Annotated in this window: 9 protein-coding genes; 2 read left to right on the top strand and 7 right to left on the bottom strand. The window is 64.1% G+C overall.

The genetic code is table 11. From position 1 onward, the window contains the following. Positions 1 to 4: 4 nt before the first annotated feature. Together GGD61_RS03720 and GGD61_RS03725 are read right to left on the bottom strand one after the other, a co-directional pair. Positions 5 to 874 (bottom strand): branched-chain amino acid ABC transporter permease, encoded by an 870-nt coding sequence (locus GGD61_RS03720; RefSeq protein ID WP_018317415.1) that lies wholly within the window; start codon positions 872 to 874, stop codon positions 5 to 7. A 181-nt stretch (positions 875 to 1,055) separates the two neighbouring features. Then, positions 1,056 to 2,234: an ABC transporter substrate-binding protein gene (locus tag GGD61_RS03725; protein WP_092261060.1), complete on the bottom strand. Its 1,179-nt coding sequence runs from the start codon at positions 2,232 to 2,234 to the stop codon at positions 1,056 to 1,058. Positions 2,235 to 2,806: 572 nt separating this feature from the next. Here GGD61_RS03725 and GGD61_RS03730 point away from each other — a divergent pair. Then, the gene (locus GGD61_RS03730) at positions 2,807 to 3,100 is read left to right on the top strand and encodes a hypothetical protein (RefSeq protein WP_092261058.1); all 294 of its coding nucleotides are present in this window, start codon (positions 2,807 to 2,809) and stop codon (positions 3,098 to 3,100) included. A 76-nt stretch (positions 3,101 to 3,176) separates the two neighbouring features. Here GGD61_RS03730 and purU read toward each other — a convergent pair whose 3' ends face one another. Beyond that, a complete protein-coding gene (purU, locus tag GGD61_RS03735) occupies positions 3,177 to 4,040 on the bottom strand; it encodes a formyltetrahydrofolate deformylase (protein WP_092261213.1) in 864 nt (287 codons plus the stop codon). Positions 4,041 to 4,215: 175 nt separating this feature from the next. Here purU and GGD61_RS03740 point away from each other — a divergent pair, with 175 nt between their 5' ends. Beyond that, positions 4,216 to 5,055: a uroporphyrinogen-III synthase gene (locus GGD61_RS03740; protein WP_092261056.1), complete on the top strand. Its 840-nt coding sequence runs from the start codon at positions 4,216 to 4,218 to the stop codon at positions 5,053 to 5,055. Between the two features lie 5 nt (positions 5,056 to 5,060). On the opposite strand, the gene GGD61_RS03745 is transcribed toward GGD61_RS03740, so the two are convergent. The 4 genes from GGD61_RS03745 to GGD61_RS03760 all read right to left on the bottom strand — a co-directional run bounded on the left by GGD61_RS03745 (position 5,061) and on the right by GGD61_RS03760 (position 13,970). Then, the gene (locus tag GGD61_RS03745; protein WP_183230214.1) at positions 5,061 to 6,506 is read right to left on the bottom strand and encodes an adenylate/guanylate cyclase domain-containing protein; all 1,446 of its coding nucleotides are present in this window, start codon (positions 6,504 to 6,506) and stop codon (positions 5,061 to 5,063) included. Positions 6,507 to 6,643: 137 nt separating this feature from the next. Next, positions 6,644 to 7,324, bottom strand: coding sequence for a redoxin domain-containing protein (locus GGD61_RS03750; protein ID WP_018317421.1), 681 nt, complete (start codon positions 7,322 to 7,324; stop codon positions 6,644 to 6,646). Between the two features lie 21 nt (positions 7,325 to 7,345). Further along, positions 7,346 to 10,663 carry an adenylate/guanylate cyclase domain-containing protein gene (locus GGD61_RS03755; RefSeq protein WP_183230216.1) on the bottom strand — a complete coding sequence of 1,106 codons (3,318 nt, stop codon included), beginning with the start codon at positions 10,661 to 10,663 and terminating at the stop codon, positions 7,346 to 7,348. Positions 10,664 to 10,835: 172 nt separating this feature from the next. Then, the gene (locus tag GGD61_RS03760) at positions 10,836 to 13,970 is read right to left on the bottom strand and encodes a CHAT domain-containing tetratricopeptide repeat protein (RefSeq protein ID WP_183230218.1); all 3,135 of its coding nucleotides are present in this window, start codon (positions 13,968 to 13,970) and stop codon (positions 10,836 to 10,838) included. Between the last annotated feature and the right edge of the window lie 137 nt (positions 13,971 to 14,107).

The raw sequence follows: 14,107 nt of genomic DNA on the forward strand, positions 1-14,107 counted from the left end.
GAACTCAACGCGCGGCCGTGCGTCCGAACAGGCCGTTCGGACGCCAGATCAGGATTACGATCATCATGGTGTAGATCACGAACGGGCCCATCTTCGGCACGTAATATTTGCCGGCGACGTCGCCGATGCCGAGCAGGAGCGAGGCCAGGAACGGGCCGGTGATCGAGGACGAGCCGCCGACAGTGACCACGATCAGGAAGTAGATCATGAACTTCAGCGGGAAATACGGATCGAGGCCGAGGATCTCGGCACTCAGCGCGCCGCCGAGACCGGCGAGGCCGCAACCGAAGGCAAAGGTGAAGGCGAACACCTGCGGCACGTTGATGCCGAGGCCGCTCGCGGCGCGGGGGTCGTCGACGGCGGCGCGCAAGCGGCTGCCGAAGCGGGTCTTTGCCAGCACCATCTGGAGCGCGATGGTGAGCAGGCCGCAGATCACGATGATCATCAGCCGGTAGCGGCCGATGCCGACGCCGAACAGGTCGAACTGGCCCTGAAGCGCCGCCGGCAGGTTGATGAAGACGCGCGAGGACCCCTGGATGTAATCGACGGCGGCGACCGACATGAAGGTCAGGCCGATGGTGAACAGCACCTGATCGAGATGGCTGCGCGCATAGAGGTGGCGGTACAGCGTCCGTTCGAGCGCGATGCCGATCGCGGCAGAGGAGACGAAAGCGAGCGGGAGCGCTGCGAAGAACGGCCAGCCCATCCGGTTGACCAGCACCATGCAGATATAGCCGCCGGCCATGGCGAAGGCGCCATGGGCGAGATTGACGAAGTTCATCAATCCAAGCGTGACCGCGAGCCCGCACGCGAGCACGAACAGCAGCATGCCGTAGGCGACGCCATCGAACAGGTTGGTGAGGATAGAGGTCATCGTCTCAGCTTAGAGTTATCGTCATGGCCGGGCTTGTCCCCGGCCATCCACGTTCTTGTCCGGACTTTGTTTTCCTGGCTTCGCGTGGATGCCCGGAACAGCCCGGGCATGACGCGGAGCAAGGGGCATGAGATCCCGGGTTCGTGCTAATGCGCGCCCCGGGATGACGCACTTTCGCGCGTCACTTCTTGGTCTTGCCGAGATCCTTGACGGCTTCGAAGGTCGCGAACTCGACATTGTAGAGCTCGCCGTCGACCTTCTCGACCTTCCGGATGTAGATGTTCTGCACGATGTCGCGGGTCTCGGGGTCGATCGAGATCGGACCGCGCGGGCTCTCCCACTTCTGGCCCTTCATGGCCTCGACCAGCTTGGTGCCGTCGGTGTCGCCATTCGTCTTCTTGAGCGCCTCGTAAATCAGGTGAATGCCGTCATAGCCGCTCACCGCCATGAAGCCCGGACGATTGCCGAACGCCTTCTTGTAGGCTGCGACGAAATCCTTGTTCATCTGCGAGGGGTGCGCCGCGGAGTAGAGATGCGCGGTAACCGTGCCGAGCACCGCATCGCCCATGTTGTTGAGCAGGTCGTCGTCGGTGACGTCGCCCGGCCCGATCACCTTGATGCCGGCCTTGTCGAGGCCGCGCTCGGCATATTGCTTCATGAAGTTGCCGCCCTGGCCGGCCGGCACGAACACGAAGATCGCGTCCGGTTTGGCGTCCTTCATGCGCTGCAGGAACGGCGCGAAGTCGGGGTTTTGCAGCGGCGTCTTGACCTCTTCGACCACCTCGCCGCCGCCGGCTGTAAAGTTCTGCTTGAAGAAGTTCAGCGCGTCATTGCCCGGCGCGTAGTCCGAGGTCAGCGTCGCCACCTTCTTGATGCCGTTCTTCACCGCCCAGTCGCCGATGATGGTCGAGGACTGCGCCAGCGTGAAGCTGGTGCGCACGATATAGGGCGAGCGCTCGGTGATGATGGAGGTGCCGGCCGCCATCACGACTTCCGGGATCTTGGCCTGCGTAGCCAGCGGCGCGGCCGCGAGCGCAGCCGGCGTCACGCCGAAGCCGGCGATGAAATTGACCTTGTCGTTGACGATCAGCTCCTGCGCGGCAGTCTTGGTCTTATCCGGGATCGCCGCGTCGTCCTTGAGGATGATCTCGATCTTCTTGCCAGCGACGGCGTCGCCCTTCTGCTGCATATAGAGCTTGATCGCGTTCTCGATCTGCTTGCCGGTCGAGGCCTGGCCGCCGGTCATCGGCAGGATCAGGCCGACCTTGACGCTGTCCTCCGCCTTGGCAGGCGCAAGGCCTGCAACGCCCGCGATGGCGGCTGCTGCGACGGTGCGTGAAAAAATTCTGCGTTCGAACATCCGATGTCCCTCCCCTTCATTCCTGACCTGTTGTGCGCCAGACCGAGTACCCGGTCCTTGCCGCGCTCTAACCTACGGACAAGCCATGCCGCACGGCCACATGGCGTCCTCTGCAACCCCGTTGTCAATCGGACGTTGGGCGACCATTCGGCGCAAGCCGCGCGATCGGATCGACAGCGGGGGAGGCATTTGTACGATTGTACAAATAAAATGGCGATGTCAACAAGAAAGCCTTTCGCTGCGCTGGCTGGCCCTCCGGGCCGATGCTGCACTCTAAGAACGCCCGGCGGCGACGTGGTTGGAGAAATCCGCCTCTGCTTTGCAGAATTCGAACATTTGCCGGGCATCACCGGATCGAATTCCCAATCCCTCCCCTTAAACGTGAATACGGATTGTATACCGTATCACCTTGGCAAAGGCGATCAATGCCAAAAACAGCGTATTATCTTACCTTAATGTATACAAACAAATTCGCCGCCGAATAAGCCAATTTTACTTGTTGAGGACTAGAGTGCGCCGCTGGCGCCATCGGGCGTCCCGCCATCCGCGCCCGGTCCAGTTCGACCCAGAAGATGCTCATGCGTTTCCGTTTGCCTTCAATCGCTGCCGTCATTGCCTTGCTGGCTTCCAACCTTGCAGGCTGCGGCACCGTCAACGAAAGACTCTCCGCCGGCATGGGCGACTACGTCCCGCAATGGGCCGGCGGGCTGCCGGCCGACGCCCCGCCGCGAGCGGGCACGCCGCAATACGATGCCTACATGAAGGAGCGCGAACGCAAGCGGCTGTTGCCGGCGGCGGATCGCGAGAAGGAAGAGCAGGCGCAGAAGGGCGCGACGGGGACGACGTCGGGCAGCGCGGTGCGTTAAGGAAACAAATGGCGAATAGGGAGTAGCGAATAAGGCGCTCTCCCGCTTCCACTCGCTATTCGCCACTCCCTATTCGCTAATCCACGAACACCACGGTCTTGCGGCCGTTGAGGATGACGCGGTCGTCGAGATGGTAGCGGATCGCACGGGCCAGCACGCGGCGCTCGATGTCGCGGCCCTTGCGGACCAGATCCTCCGGCGTGTCGCGATGGCTGATGCGCTCGACGTCCTGGTCGATGATCGGGCCCTCGTCGAGGTCGCGCGTGACGTAATGCGCGGTAGCCCCGATCAGCTTGACGCCGCGCTCATGGGCCTGGTGATAGGGCTTGGCGCCCTTGAAGCCCGGCAGGAACGAGTGGTGGATGTTGATGCAGCGCCCCGAAAGCTGCGCCGACAGATCATCCGACAGGATCTGCATGTACCGGGCGAGCACGACGAGATCGGTCTTGGTCTTGGCGACGAGGTCAAGGATCTGTGCCTCCTGCTCGCGCTTGGTCTCCTTGGTCACGGGCAGATGGTGGAACGGGATGCCGCCGAAATCGAGCCCACCATAGACCTCGCGCGGGTGGTTGGAGACGATGGCAGCAAGCGTCATCGGCAGTTCGCCGGTGCGCCAGCGATAGAGGATGTCGACCAGGCAGTGGTCCGACTTCGACACCAGCAGCATCACCTTGCGATGCGCAGCCCGGTCGCGCATCTGCCAGTCCATGCCGAAACGCTCGGCGATCGCGGCAAAGCCGGTCTGCAGCGCCGACAGTTCCACGGCGAGATCGGCCGCGGTGAACACCACGCGCATGAAGAACTTCTTGGTCTCGATGTCGTCGAACTGCTGAGCATCGAGAATGTTCTGTCCGTTGTGGGCGAGGAACGTCGACACGGCCGAGACGATGCCGGGACGATCCGGACAGGACAGGGTCAGGACATATTGATGATCGGGCATGTTGATGAACAGGCTTGGCTCTTGATGAAGGTTTGGGCAAATGATGCGGAACGACCCGCGATTTGCGCCCTGCTCTATCACCGACGTCCCCTTGCGCCAATCCCAAGACTTGCTTCGACCTGAAGCGCGGAGTCAGGATGAACGGACGATTGCTTTGAATAACCGGAGTGCGCCCATGGCCGAGCGCTTGAACGGCTACCGCATCCTGATCCTGGAAACGCGCGAGGAGGCGCAGTTCTCGAAACTTCTGGCCGAGCAAGGCGCCGAGGTCGTGCAATGCCCGATGTTTACCATCCAGGATGCACCGGACCCTGCTCCGGTCGAGGCCTGGATCCGCCGCGCCATCGACAGGCCCCTTGACGACCTTGTGCTGATGACCGGCGAAGGCCTTCGGCGGATCATGAAGCTCGCGCGGGCGCGTGGGCTCGACGGCGCGTTTGTCGCGGCGCTCGCCGGATCGCGAAAATTCACCCGCGGCCCGAAGCCCGGCAAGGCGCTGCGTGAGATCGGCCTCGAGGCTCAGCAGACCACGGAGAAACCGACCACCGAGGGCGTGATCGAGATGCTGGGCAAGCTCGACCTGAAGGGCCGGCGCCTTGGCCTTCAGCTCTATCCCGACAAGGACCATGGCGCGCTGATCGGTGCCCTTGCCGCGCAAGGCGCCGAGGTCGATGCCGTGCTGCCCTATGCCTACGATTCCAAGGCAGCGGATGCCAACATCGTCACCGCGATCGACGACATGGCCGCGGGGCGGATCGATGCCGTCGCGCTCACCAATCTCGGCCAGGTCCGCCGCCTGATCGAGGCCGCGAAGGCGCATGGCAGCGAGGCGAAGCTGCGCGCCGGCTTCGACCGGACGCTGATTGCGTCGGTGGGCCCGGCGGTTTCGGGCGAGCTTGCTGCGCATGGACTGCGGACGGACGTCTCGCCCGCGGAAGACGCCTATTTCATGCGACCGCTGATCTCGGCGATGGCAGTCGCGCTCGCGGAGAAGCTGCCCCGGCAAGGGACGTAAGGGTCCTACCCGGGCACGACACGATACACGCTGGCATTTCCTTCAACGCCGCGAAGAGGAGCTTCAAACACTGCGATTGCATGCCCGGAAAGGAGATCGCTCACTCCCGGCGCCGAATACAGCGCCTCCGAGATACAAATCTCGCCCGCGTCCGCCAGCGACTGGACACGCGCGGCAACGTTTACGGTCTGGCCGAAATAATCCAGATTGTCGTTCAGGGTCACGGCGATGGAGGGGCCGCAATGGGCTCCAATCTTCAGGATGATGCTCGGATCGCCATGGTCGGAATTGTAACGTTCGATTTCCCCCAGTATGTGGAGCGCCGCCGAAATCGCGTCCGTCGGGCGAGAGAAGACCGCCATGACCGCATCGCCGATCGTCTTGACGATGGCCCCGGAATGTTCCTGAACGGTCGCACCGAGCAAAGCAAAATGTTCGCGGACCAGCGCATAGGCATTGAGATCGCCGAGCCGTTCGTACATGGCGGTCGAACCTTTGAGATCCGTGAACAGCAGGGTCACCTGCCGAATACCCAGGCCCTCCTTTTCGTCCACGCGTTCTGACCGGAACAGGCGGCGAAACGTTTGTCTCGCAAGCAACATCCCGCGGGACATGTAGGGATCGAAATCAAGCGGCGGCTTGATCGCTTGAGCCAGAACCTCAGGCGGCCAGTTGATCAGGAGCAGGGAGCCTCGCGTAGATCCGCGGTTCTCCGCCTCGACAATGACGGGGCCGGGCGGCACGGCGGCCAGCGAGGGGGAAAAGCGCTGTCCGTCGTATCCAATTCGCAGGATTGTCGGCGAGGTTGTCGGCTCGCCGGCCACCGCGACGACGAACGCGGCCTGGCTTTGAATATTGACCCCCGCCAGCGCACCGAGACCGAGTTCGCAACGAATGGTCGTGGCGGAGCCTGGCGGCAAGAACGAAAGGCCGCGAACGAACGCATGCAAATAGTCGAGAAATCGGATTTGTTGGCCAGGTATCCGCGCGTCATTCAGAAATCGAAGCTTCCAATGGAAATCCTCGACCGAGAGGGAGGCAGGATCATGAAACGGAAGCCGCCGAAGCTGGGGCGATACCGTAAACGTGACCTCTATGAAGTCGTCGAGATCGGTTTCACCAGTGACGTCGCACAAACCACAAACATAGTGCGTCTTGAGCGTGCGCAAGGCGCCGAAGCTATCGAGCACCATGCCGGATTGGGGACAAACAACGTCCCAGCTCATCTCGAATAGCCCGCTTCTCGTCGCATAGAGAAACAGGTCAATACTTTCCGGCTCTGCAATGGCGCGGTCGCGCGCGAATGCCAGCGGATTGACGCGGTAGAGCGATAGATCGTCACCGCTCCTGATGAGCGTTTCGAACTTGGAGATCACGCGGGGGCTCCAGGATCGGGCCCGCTCGATCTCGGTCATCTTGCTTTCGAGGAGCCTTTCCTGAATGTCGGTCATTGTGCGCTCGGATTAAGTGCGCTCGGATTAATCGTTCGTCATGCGCAGGCGTGGTCGGGAAAATGGCGGCAGCACCTCGCGCGCACCGGCTCGTGCCTGCTGCGGTCAGGGGCACCACGCCAACCGCGCGACGATGCCTAGCCCGCCACCTGCGAGGCTGCCGACATCAACTCACCTGGGCTCGGCATCCCGAACATGCGCTGGCCGCCTTCCGGAACTTCTGTAAAGGCCCAGCGCACGACCCCTTCCCGATCGAGCAGGAACTGGCCGAATAGCTGACCCTGGCCGGTTGCCGCCATGCGCTGATCGGCCTCCATCATCTCGTAGCCATCCTTGTTGTTGAGCTGCTCGGCGGCCGCCAAACGATTCATCGGCCCGGGCAATTCTCCGGGAATGTCCACTTGCATGCTCATGACCACATCCATGCCCACCTTGCGCGGCCACTCGGTTTCCTTCTCGGTGAATTCCAGATTGGGCAGGCCGAACGCGCGGTGCGAGATCCGCTCGGGATCGGACGCGGCAAGCAGATTGGGCAACGGGTGATAACGGAAGTAGAGCCGAGCACGCTCGATCGGCGTATTGACGACCGTCAGACTTTCGACGCCCTTGTCGCGCAGTGCCGCGTCAAGCTGCGCCTGGGCCGCGATATGGCGGCGGCAGAACGGGCAGTGCAGGCCTCGAAACAGGCCGACCAATATCGGACTTTGCCCGCGAAAATCCTCGAGCGCGATCTTCCCTTCGCGGGTGATGGCGTCCAGCACGATGTTCGGTGCGCGATCACCCGGTTGCAGCGGTCCATCGACATGACGTTCTGACATGGTTGAACTCCTTCACATGACCTAGTCAAGAAATGGCAATACAATCAGTCCGGCGGGATCAAGCCCGTGCTTGGTGCAGACGTCATCGGCCAGCGCGAAATACCGCTCGGCCTCGGGCATGTCGCCGCGATCAAGGTTCAGCGTCGCAAGACCATCATAGCACGGAAAAAGCTGCTGCGGCTCGCCGGTTTCGCTCGCGACCTTGATGGCCTCATTGTAGCAGCGGGCGGCCTGATCGGGCCGGAAATGGCATTGATGGATTTGCCCGAGCACGATCAGGGGCACGGGGAGATGCTCGCGCTGATCGAGCGCACGGTCGATCTCGATTGCCTTTTCGGCAGCCGGCACACCTTCGTCGGTGCATTTGTCCGTGAAGGTGCAACAGGCAACGGCAAAATTGGCGAGAAGACGCGCCTGGAACCCGAGATCGCCAATACGATGCGCGACGTCCAGTCCGCGCCGGCAAACCTCCATGGCCTGCGCCGGGTCAACGATCGTGTAGAGCACGCTGAGATTGGTGTAGCCGCGGCAGGCCACATTGAGAAGGCCGGCGGCTTCGGCTGCCGCGACACTTTGCTCCACTTCGCGCACCGCATCCTGGTGTCGTCCAAGCCGTGCCAGCGCAACCGCCTTGGTATTGAGAGCCTCGGCAATGGCGCGCGCCGCCTCGAATCCGGCTTGCTCGTCCGCGTCCGCCGGGACGGATCGGGCGTAGCCAAGCGCCTCGTCCGCCCATGTCGCGGCGGCCACGTGATCGCCCATGCGAAACGCGAGACGACCGCGCTCCTGCAAGAGGTGCGCCCGTTCGATCGGCGCATCGGTCCCTCCAAGCAGGTCAGCCGCCTCGGCGTAATGCCTCTCTGCGTTGATGCGCTTGCCGGCGTCCCACAACAACCTGCCAAGCTTGCGAAGGATTCGCGCTTCGCCAATGCGGTCCTCTGCGGCGCGGTGCCCCTCCAGTGCGCTCTGGTAGTGCTCCTCGGCCGTGTTGCGGCGGCCCGCCGCGGCGCAGAGGTCCGCGATCCGCTCGTATAGAACCAGGCGCTCCGGCACGCATTCGCCGCCGGTCAACAACATGGCGAGGGCCTGCTGGTAGAGACGGATGGCATCGGCATTGGCATAGGTCGCGCGTGCACGATCGCCGGCCGCGCGCAGATAGCGCGCGCCTTTCGACTTGTGCGCGCTCAGGCTGAAATGATGGCCGAGCAGGATGAGGTCCTCGAGCCGTTCGGGCTCGCTGCCATAGAGCCGCTCCAGCGCGGCACCAATCCGTCCATGGAGCTCGATCCGCCGCTGCAACAGCAGGTTTTGATAGATCACGTCCTGCAGCATGGTCTGCGTGAAACGGTAGGATCGCAGCGAGATCGAGTTTGCGCCCGCAACCTCCTCGACAATCTCGGCGTCGCACAGAAGTTCGAGGCCCACTTCGACCTTCGCCGGCGCGGTTGCCGTCGCACCGAGCAGAGCCGCGTCGAAGCGCGGGCCGATCACCGCGGCCTCCTGGGCCAGCCGGCGCACCTCATGCGGCAGCCGGTCCAGCCGCGCCAGCAACAGCGCCTGAATGCTTGCCGGGATGTCGGCGGCGGCCTCATCCGACTTTATCCGCCACTGCGAGCCGTCACGCTCCAAGGCGCCGGCCTCGATGAGACCGCGGATGATTTCCTCGAGGAAAAGCGGATTGCCGCTCGCGCGCTCCAGGATTCGACTGAACAGATTTCCCGGCGGCTCGCGCCAACCGTGACTGAAATAAGCCGCCAGCAAGTTCTGTCCGTCGGCGTCACCGAGCGGAAGCAATCGAAGGGTCGTGTGGCTGATCCGACCCGAACCGAACTGATCCAGCTCCAGCATTGGCCGTTGCGTAAACAACAGCATCAACCGCGTGCGCTCCAGCCGATCCATCAGGAACCGCAGCGCCTCAAGGGAGACGGCGTCGGCCCAATGCAGATCCTCGACGATGATCAGAAGCGGTGACAAGGCCAGGCGCCGTTCGAAAACGGTCCGGATCGCAAAAAAGATCTGCCGCCGAAGCTGTTCCGGCTCGATGTGCTGCAATGCGGCGTCGGGGCCGCCGAGGCCAAGAACATGCACATAGAGCGGCATCAGCCGCTCTGCCTCTCCGGCCGCAAGGCCAAGCTCCGACAGCGCCTCAGCCAGCCTGGCCTCAGCCGCCGCGGCGCTGGCCTTCTGCGCGATGCCATAGGCGCTGCGCAGGACCGCGGCGAGCGTGCCGTAGGATTGTTCGCCGAGTGGCGAGCAGGCGGCCTGCCGAATCGCCACACCTGCGAAGCGCTCCTCATCGCGGATGCGGGCGACGAATTCGTTCACTAGGCGCGTTTTGCCGATACCCGCTTCGCCGACCAGCCGCACCAGTTGCGCCGCACCGCCGCACGCGCGATCGAGGCTGCCGATCATGCGGGCAAGCTCGGCGTCGCGGCCGATCAGCGGCGCACTGAGGCCCAGCGTGTCGAGGCCTCGCGCCGCACGCGGCATGTCGAGCGGTCCCTTGAGACGATGGACCAGGACACTGCCCATCTTGCCCTTGAGCGAGACCTCTCCGAGCGATTCATACGAGAACGCATGCCGCGTCAGGCGGTGCGTCAACGGCCCGACCAGCACTTCGTCCGGCGGCGCCATCGACTGCAATCGCTGCGCGGTATTCACCGTGTCGCCGGTTACCGAATAGGACTTGGCAGCGCCGACACCCAGTCCGCCCGCAACCACGTGCCCGGTATTGATGCCGATGTGGAGCTGCAGCGGGGCGCCGGCATAGACCTTCGCACGCTCGCTGAGCTGCTCCGTCCGCTTGATCATGTCGAGTGCAGCGCGGACCGCCCGCTCCGGATCGTCCTCGTGCGCTGCTGGCGCGCCGAACAGCGCTAGCAGCGCATCGCCGATGAATTTGTCCACGAAGCCGCCAAAGCCTTGCACCGCTTCCGTCAGCTCCTCGAACAATTCGTTCTGAAGCATCTGCATGACCTCGGGGTCGAGGCGCTCGCTCATCGCGGTGAAGCCGCTGAGATCGGCAAACAGCACGGTAATGGTGCGGCGGTTGGCTTCGTTGTCCATCCTGCCCGGCTGCGGTCGAAAAGCCTGGTGAGCGTCGACCGCCGGCGCCAGCGGCGGTGACGACGCTCTGACCGGCGCTGTCGGCCGGCTCGGCTGCGCCTGTCCCCCGGCTTTGGGAGCCTCACTGACGAGGGCACCGCATTTCGGGCAATACGCGAAATCCGGTGCGCATGCATAGCCGCAGCCGGGGCACGCGTTCGGCTGCTTCGTGCCGCACTTCGGGCAGAAAGCAAAGCCGCTCTGAACTTCGGATCCGCAGCAAGAGCAGTTCATGGGTCAAGACCCCGCGGAAGCCGCGATGACGCGGTCTACTGGACCTGTCCGATGGGCCCAGCAACCTGGCAAGCATGGGCTCGTCGTACAGGAAGAGCAAGCGGTGGATGGTTAACGGCCGCGGGCGCGGCTTCGCTCATCCCGGTTCAGCACGCGCCGGCGCGCTGGTCGGCTACATGGCGCCGGCCCCCACCAGCACGAAGGGCGCCCAAGTTGCGGGCTGCGCGCTGTCGCCGCCCTTGGTGATCAGTGCCGAGAGCGAGCGACGCAGCGCCTCGGCGCGGCCAATATCGGGATGCGTCTTCATCGCGTCGATCGTACCGGTGGTGATGGCGACCGCGGCGTCCGAGTTCACCGCCCAGTGCGACACCAGCAGCGCGCGCGTGCCGGCATAGAAGAACGCCCGCGCAAGACCGGAGAAGGCCTCCGAATTGGCGGCCTGCCCTCCGGCGGTGTTGCAGGCCGACAGGATCACCCAATCGGCATCGAGCTGGAGGCCGGATATCTCCGACGACGAGAGATAGCCGTCATCGGTGGGCGTCGGCGCCGCTGGCGGGCTGAGGATGAGTCCTGGCTCGATCGATCCACGCACCTGCCCCGCAAGCGCGCCATGGGTCGCAAAATGCAGGATGCGGTATTTCGCGAGATCGCCGCTTTGGCCGAGCGCCTTCATCCTGGTCTCGGAGGCGTCGCCGGCTAGGATGACGTCGCCCTTGATGGGCGCGAAGGTGCTGGCCACCGCGCATAGTTCGAGCGCAGTTTCCGGCAGCGGCATCTGCCGCCTGAGCTGGACGATGTCCGCCGTGCCGCCCGACAGCGCGTCCACGGCGCGCAAGCTCCGTTGTGCGACCTGGGTCGTCTGTGTCGGAATAGCGGCGCAGGTCTGGATCTGGCGCGCCAGCTTGGCACGCGCCATCGCGACATCGCTGCGGCCATCGCCGTCGAGCACGGGATTGCCGACGCCGAGAAACGGTTTCGACGCGGCGCTCTTGCGTGCGACCTGCCGCAATGCCTTGAGGCTGGAGACGGAGGGCAGCACTGTGGTGGCAAATCGCTTGACCAGCCAGGGCGCCTTCGCGAGGTCCTGGCCGGCAGCCGGTTTCTCGGTCAGCAAGACCTGAAAGGGCAGCGTCGCAAGCGGGCCTGACGGCACCAGGATCAGCTCCTTGCCGTCGATGTCGCGCGCGACAGGCCCGAGCAGCGCCTGGTAGAGCGCAAAGGCTCGCTCCTGGTCGAACGGCAATGGCTCGTCCACCCCAAGCGGGGTCTTGCGGCCGAGCTTCTGCGGACATGTGGACGCCTTGTCCAGCCATGCATCCGTATCCAGACCGCAGCGCAAGGCGCCGACGGCCTCAGCGAGTTGCTTTTCGCCGAGATCTGCCGAATGCCAGCGCACGTCCGAGCGCGTCACGGTCCAGACGAAGGTGGCGCGCGATGTCGTCGTGAACAGCAACATCGCCTCGTTGGGACGAAGCTGCTTCTGGGCATCCTCGATTGCAATCGGCGCCTTGGTGACGAGCGCTGCATAGTCCGGAAACTGCGCAGCGATCGTGCGATCCAATTCCCGGATTTGACCTGCGATGGTTGAGGCTCGGGCACGAAGCGCCTGCTCCGCCGCCGGGTTGCGCGCAGCATCCGCCTGCGAGATCGCCGCCACGAGCATCTTGTCGGTCGCGACGGCTTGCGCGGCGAGATCCTGCCGCTCGCGGACGCGCGCGGCGAGATCCCCGCTGCCATCGGCGATGCGGGCCGACATGCCGGCGATTGCCCGCGCAGCCTGCTCGTCACCGATCCATTGCGCCGCCTCGAACGCCTGCGATCGCAATGCGCCGGCCTGCCCCGCATTGGCGCTCGCGAGATTATAGGCAGCAACGATCAGTCCGGGATAGGGATTGGTCTCTTCATGGACCTTCACATCGCCGCGGCTCTCCTGCTCGGCGGCGCGGCGGCCGTTCTGGATCGCGACCGCGCGCGCGAAGGCGTCGCGGGCCTGCTGCCAATCCTTCGAATCGATATGATGGGCGCCGAGATTGGCGAAGCTGTTGGCAACATCCGGATGCTGCTCGCCGAGAGCGCGCAGGCGGATATCCAGCGCGCGCTTCAGCAGCGGCTCGGCCTCCTGCGGCCGGCCGGTGCTGTCCAGAATGACGGCCAGATTGTTGAGACTGTTGGCGACCAGCGGGTGAGAATGCCCGACCGCAGCCTCGCGTATCGCAAGCGACCGGCGCGCGAACGGTTCGGCCTCGGCGTAACGATCGGCCTCGCTCATCAGCGTCACCAGATTGTCGAGCGCGATCGCGACATCCAGATGCGCCGGACCGAGCGCCTTCTCGCGGATCGCCAGCGACTTGCGGAACAGCTGCTCCGCCTCCTGCTTGCGATTGAGATGGGCCCAGGCCCCTGCAAGGTTGTTCAATGCCGTCGCCACGTTCGGATGCGCTATCCCGACGGTCTTCTCCTGAATCGCGAGCGCCCGGGTCAGCAGCCCCTCGGCCTCGGCGTCCCGGCCCTCGCGCGAGAACACCAGGGCCAGATTGTTGAGGCTCGCGGCGACATCGGGATGATCAGGTCCGAGCGCCTTCTCCCTGATGGCCAAAGTCCGCAGGGCCCATTGCTCGGCCTCCGGGAGCCGTCCCTGCGCCCGCCGGAGCTCGCCGAGATTGTTGAGCGTCGCAGTCAGATAGATGCTGTCCGGGCCATGCTGCTTCTCCTGAAGCACAAGCGCTTCGGCAAAACTCGCCTCGGCCTGCTGCAACCGCCCTTGCGCCCGATTGACCTCCGCGATGTTGTTCAAGGTCACCGGGATCATGATGTCAGCCTGTTCCGGAGATTTCCTGAACACCACGAGCGCACGGTTGAACAGATCGAGCGCCTCGGTCTCCTTCAACTGGCGGTGACGGAGATTGCCGAGCTGCATCCGCGCCAGCGCCGTGGTGAGATGGTCAGGGCCCAGCACGCTCTCGTCGATGGCGATCGCGCGCGACATGTCGCGTTCGGCATCGCCGAGCCGGTTCTGGCCGAGCTCGATCTGGCCCAGCGTAGCGAGCACGGCTGCGACATCGGGATGATTGGGACCAAGGCTCTTCTCGCGAATGACGAGGGCCCGCCTCAGCACGCTTTCGGCCTCAGCGGTCTCGCCTTTCGTCTGGAGCGCCTGACCCAGCACGACGAGCGTGGTCGCGGTCAGGGGCGATTGTCGCCCCGTGCTTTTCTCGGCCTCAACGACGAGCTTCCTGGCAAAGCCGACCGCCTCGCCATAGCGGCCCTCCTTCGCCAGCGCCGTAATGCGCTGCATCAGCGCCAACATGTCTTGCGACCCCGCCTGCCCCGGCGAGACCATGACGCTTACGAGAAGTACAAAACAAAAAGACTGCGCGGCAAACCTCGGCCACCCTATCCACATGCTGCGATCGCTCCGATCCCCCCGCGCCCGCGACCTGTTGG

The sequence above is a fragment of the Bradyrhizobium sp. SBR1B genome (assembly GCF_014198205.1).
Lineage (GTDB): Bacteria > Pseudomonadota > Alphaproteobacteria > Rhizobiales > Xanthobacteraceae > Bradyrhizobium.

Excerpts from the sequence above, each read along its gene's own strand:
- GGD61_RS03720 (WP_018317415.1), bottom strand. The coding sequence starts at position 874 with ATGACCTCTATCCTCACCAACCTGTTCGATGGCGTCGCCTACGGCATG.
- GGD61_RS03725 (WP_092261060.1), bottom strand. The coding sequence starts at position 2,234 with ATGTTCGAACGCAGAATTTTTTCACGCACCGTCGCAGCAGCCGCCATC.
- GGD61_RS03730 (WP_092261058.1), top strand. The coding sequence starts at position 2,807 with ATGCTCATGCGTTTCCGTTTGCCTTCAATCGCTGCCGTCATTGCCTTG.
- purU (WP_092261213.1), bottom strand. The coding sequence starts at position 4,040 with ATGCCCGATCATCAATATGTCCTGACCCTGTCCTGTCCGGATCGTCCC.
- GGD61_RS03740 (WP_092261056.1), top strand. The coding sequence starts at position 4,216 with ATGGCCGAGCGCTTGAACGGCTACCGCATCCTGATCCTGGAAACGCGC.
- GGD61_RS03745 (WP_183230214.1), bottom strand. The coding sequence starts at position 6,506 with ATGACCGACATTCAGGAAAGGCTCCTCGAAAGCAAGATGACCGAGATC.
- GGD61_RS03750 (WP_018317421.1), bottom strand. The coding sequence starts at position 7,324 with ATGTCAGAACGTCATGTCGATGGACCGCTGCAACCGGGTGATCGCGCA.
- GGD61_RS03755 (WP_183230216.1), bottom strand. The coding sequence starts at position 10,663 with ATGAACTGCTCTTGCTGCGGATCCGAAGTTCAGAGCGGCTTTGCTTTC.
- GGD61_RS03760 (WP_183230218.1), bottom strand. The coding sequence starts at position 13,970 with ATGTTGGCGCTGATGCAGCGCATTACGGCGCTGGCGAAGGAGGGCCGC.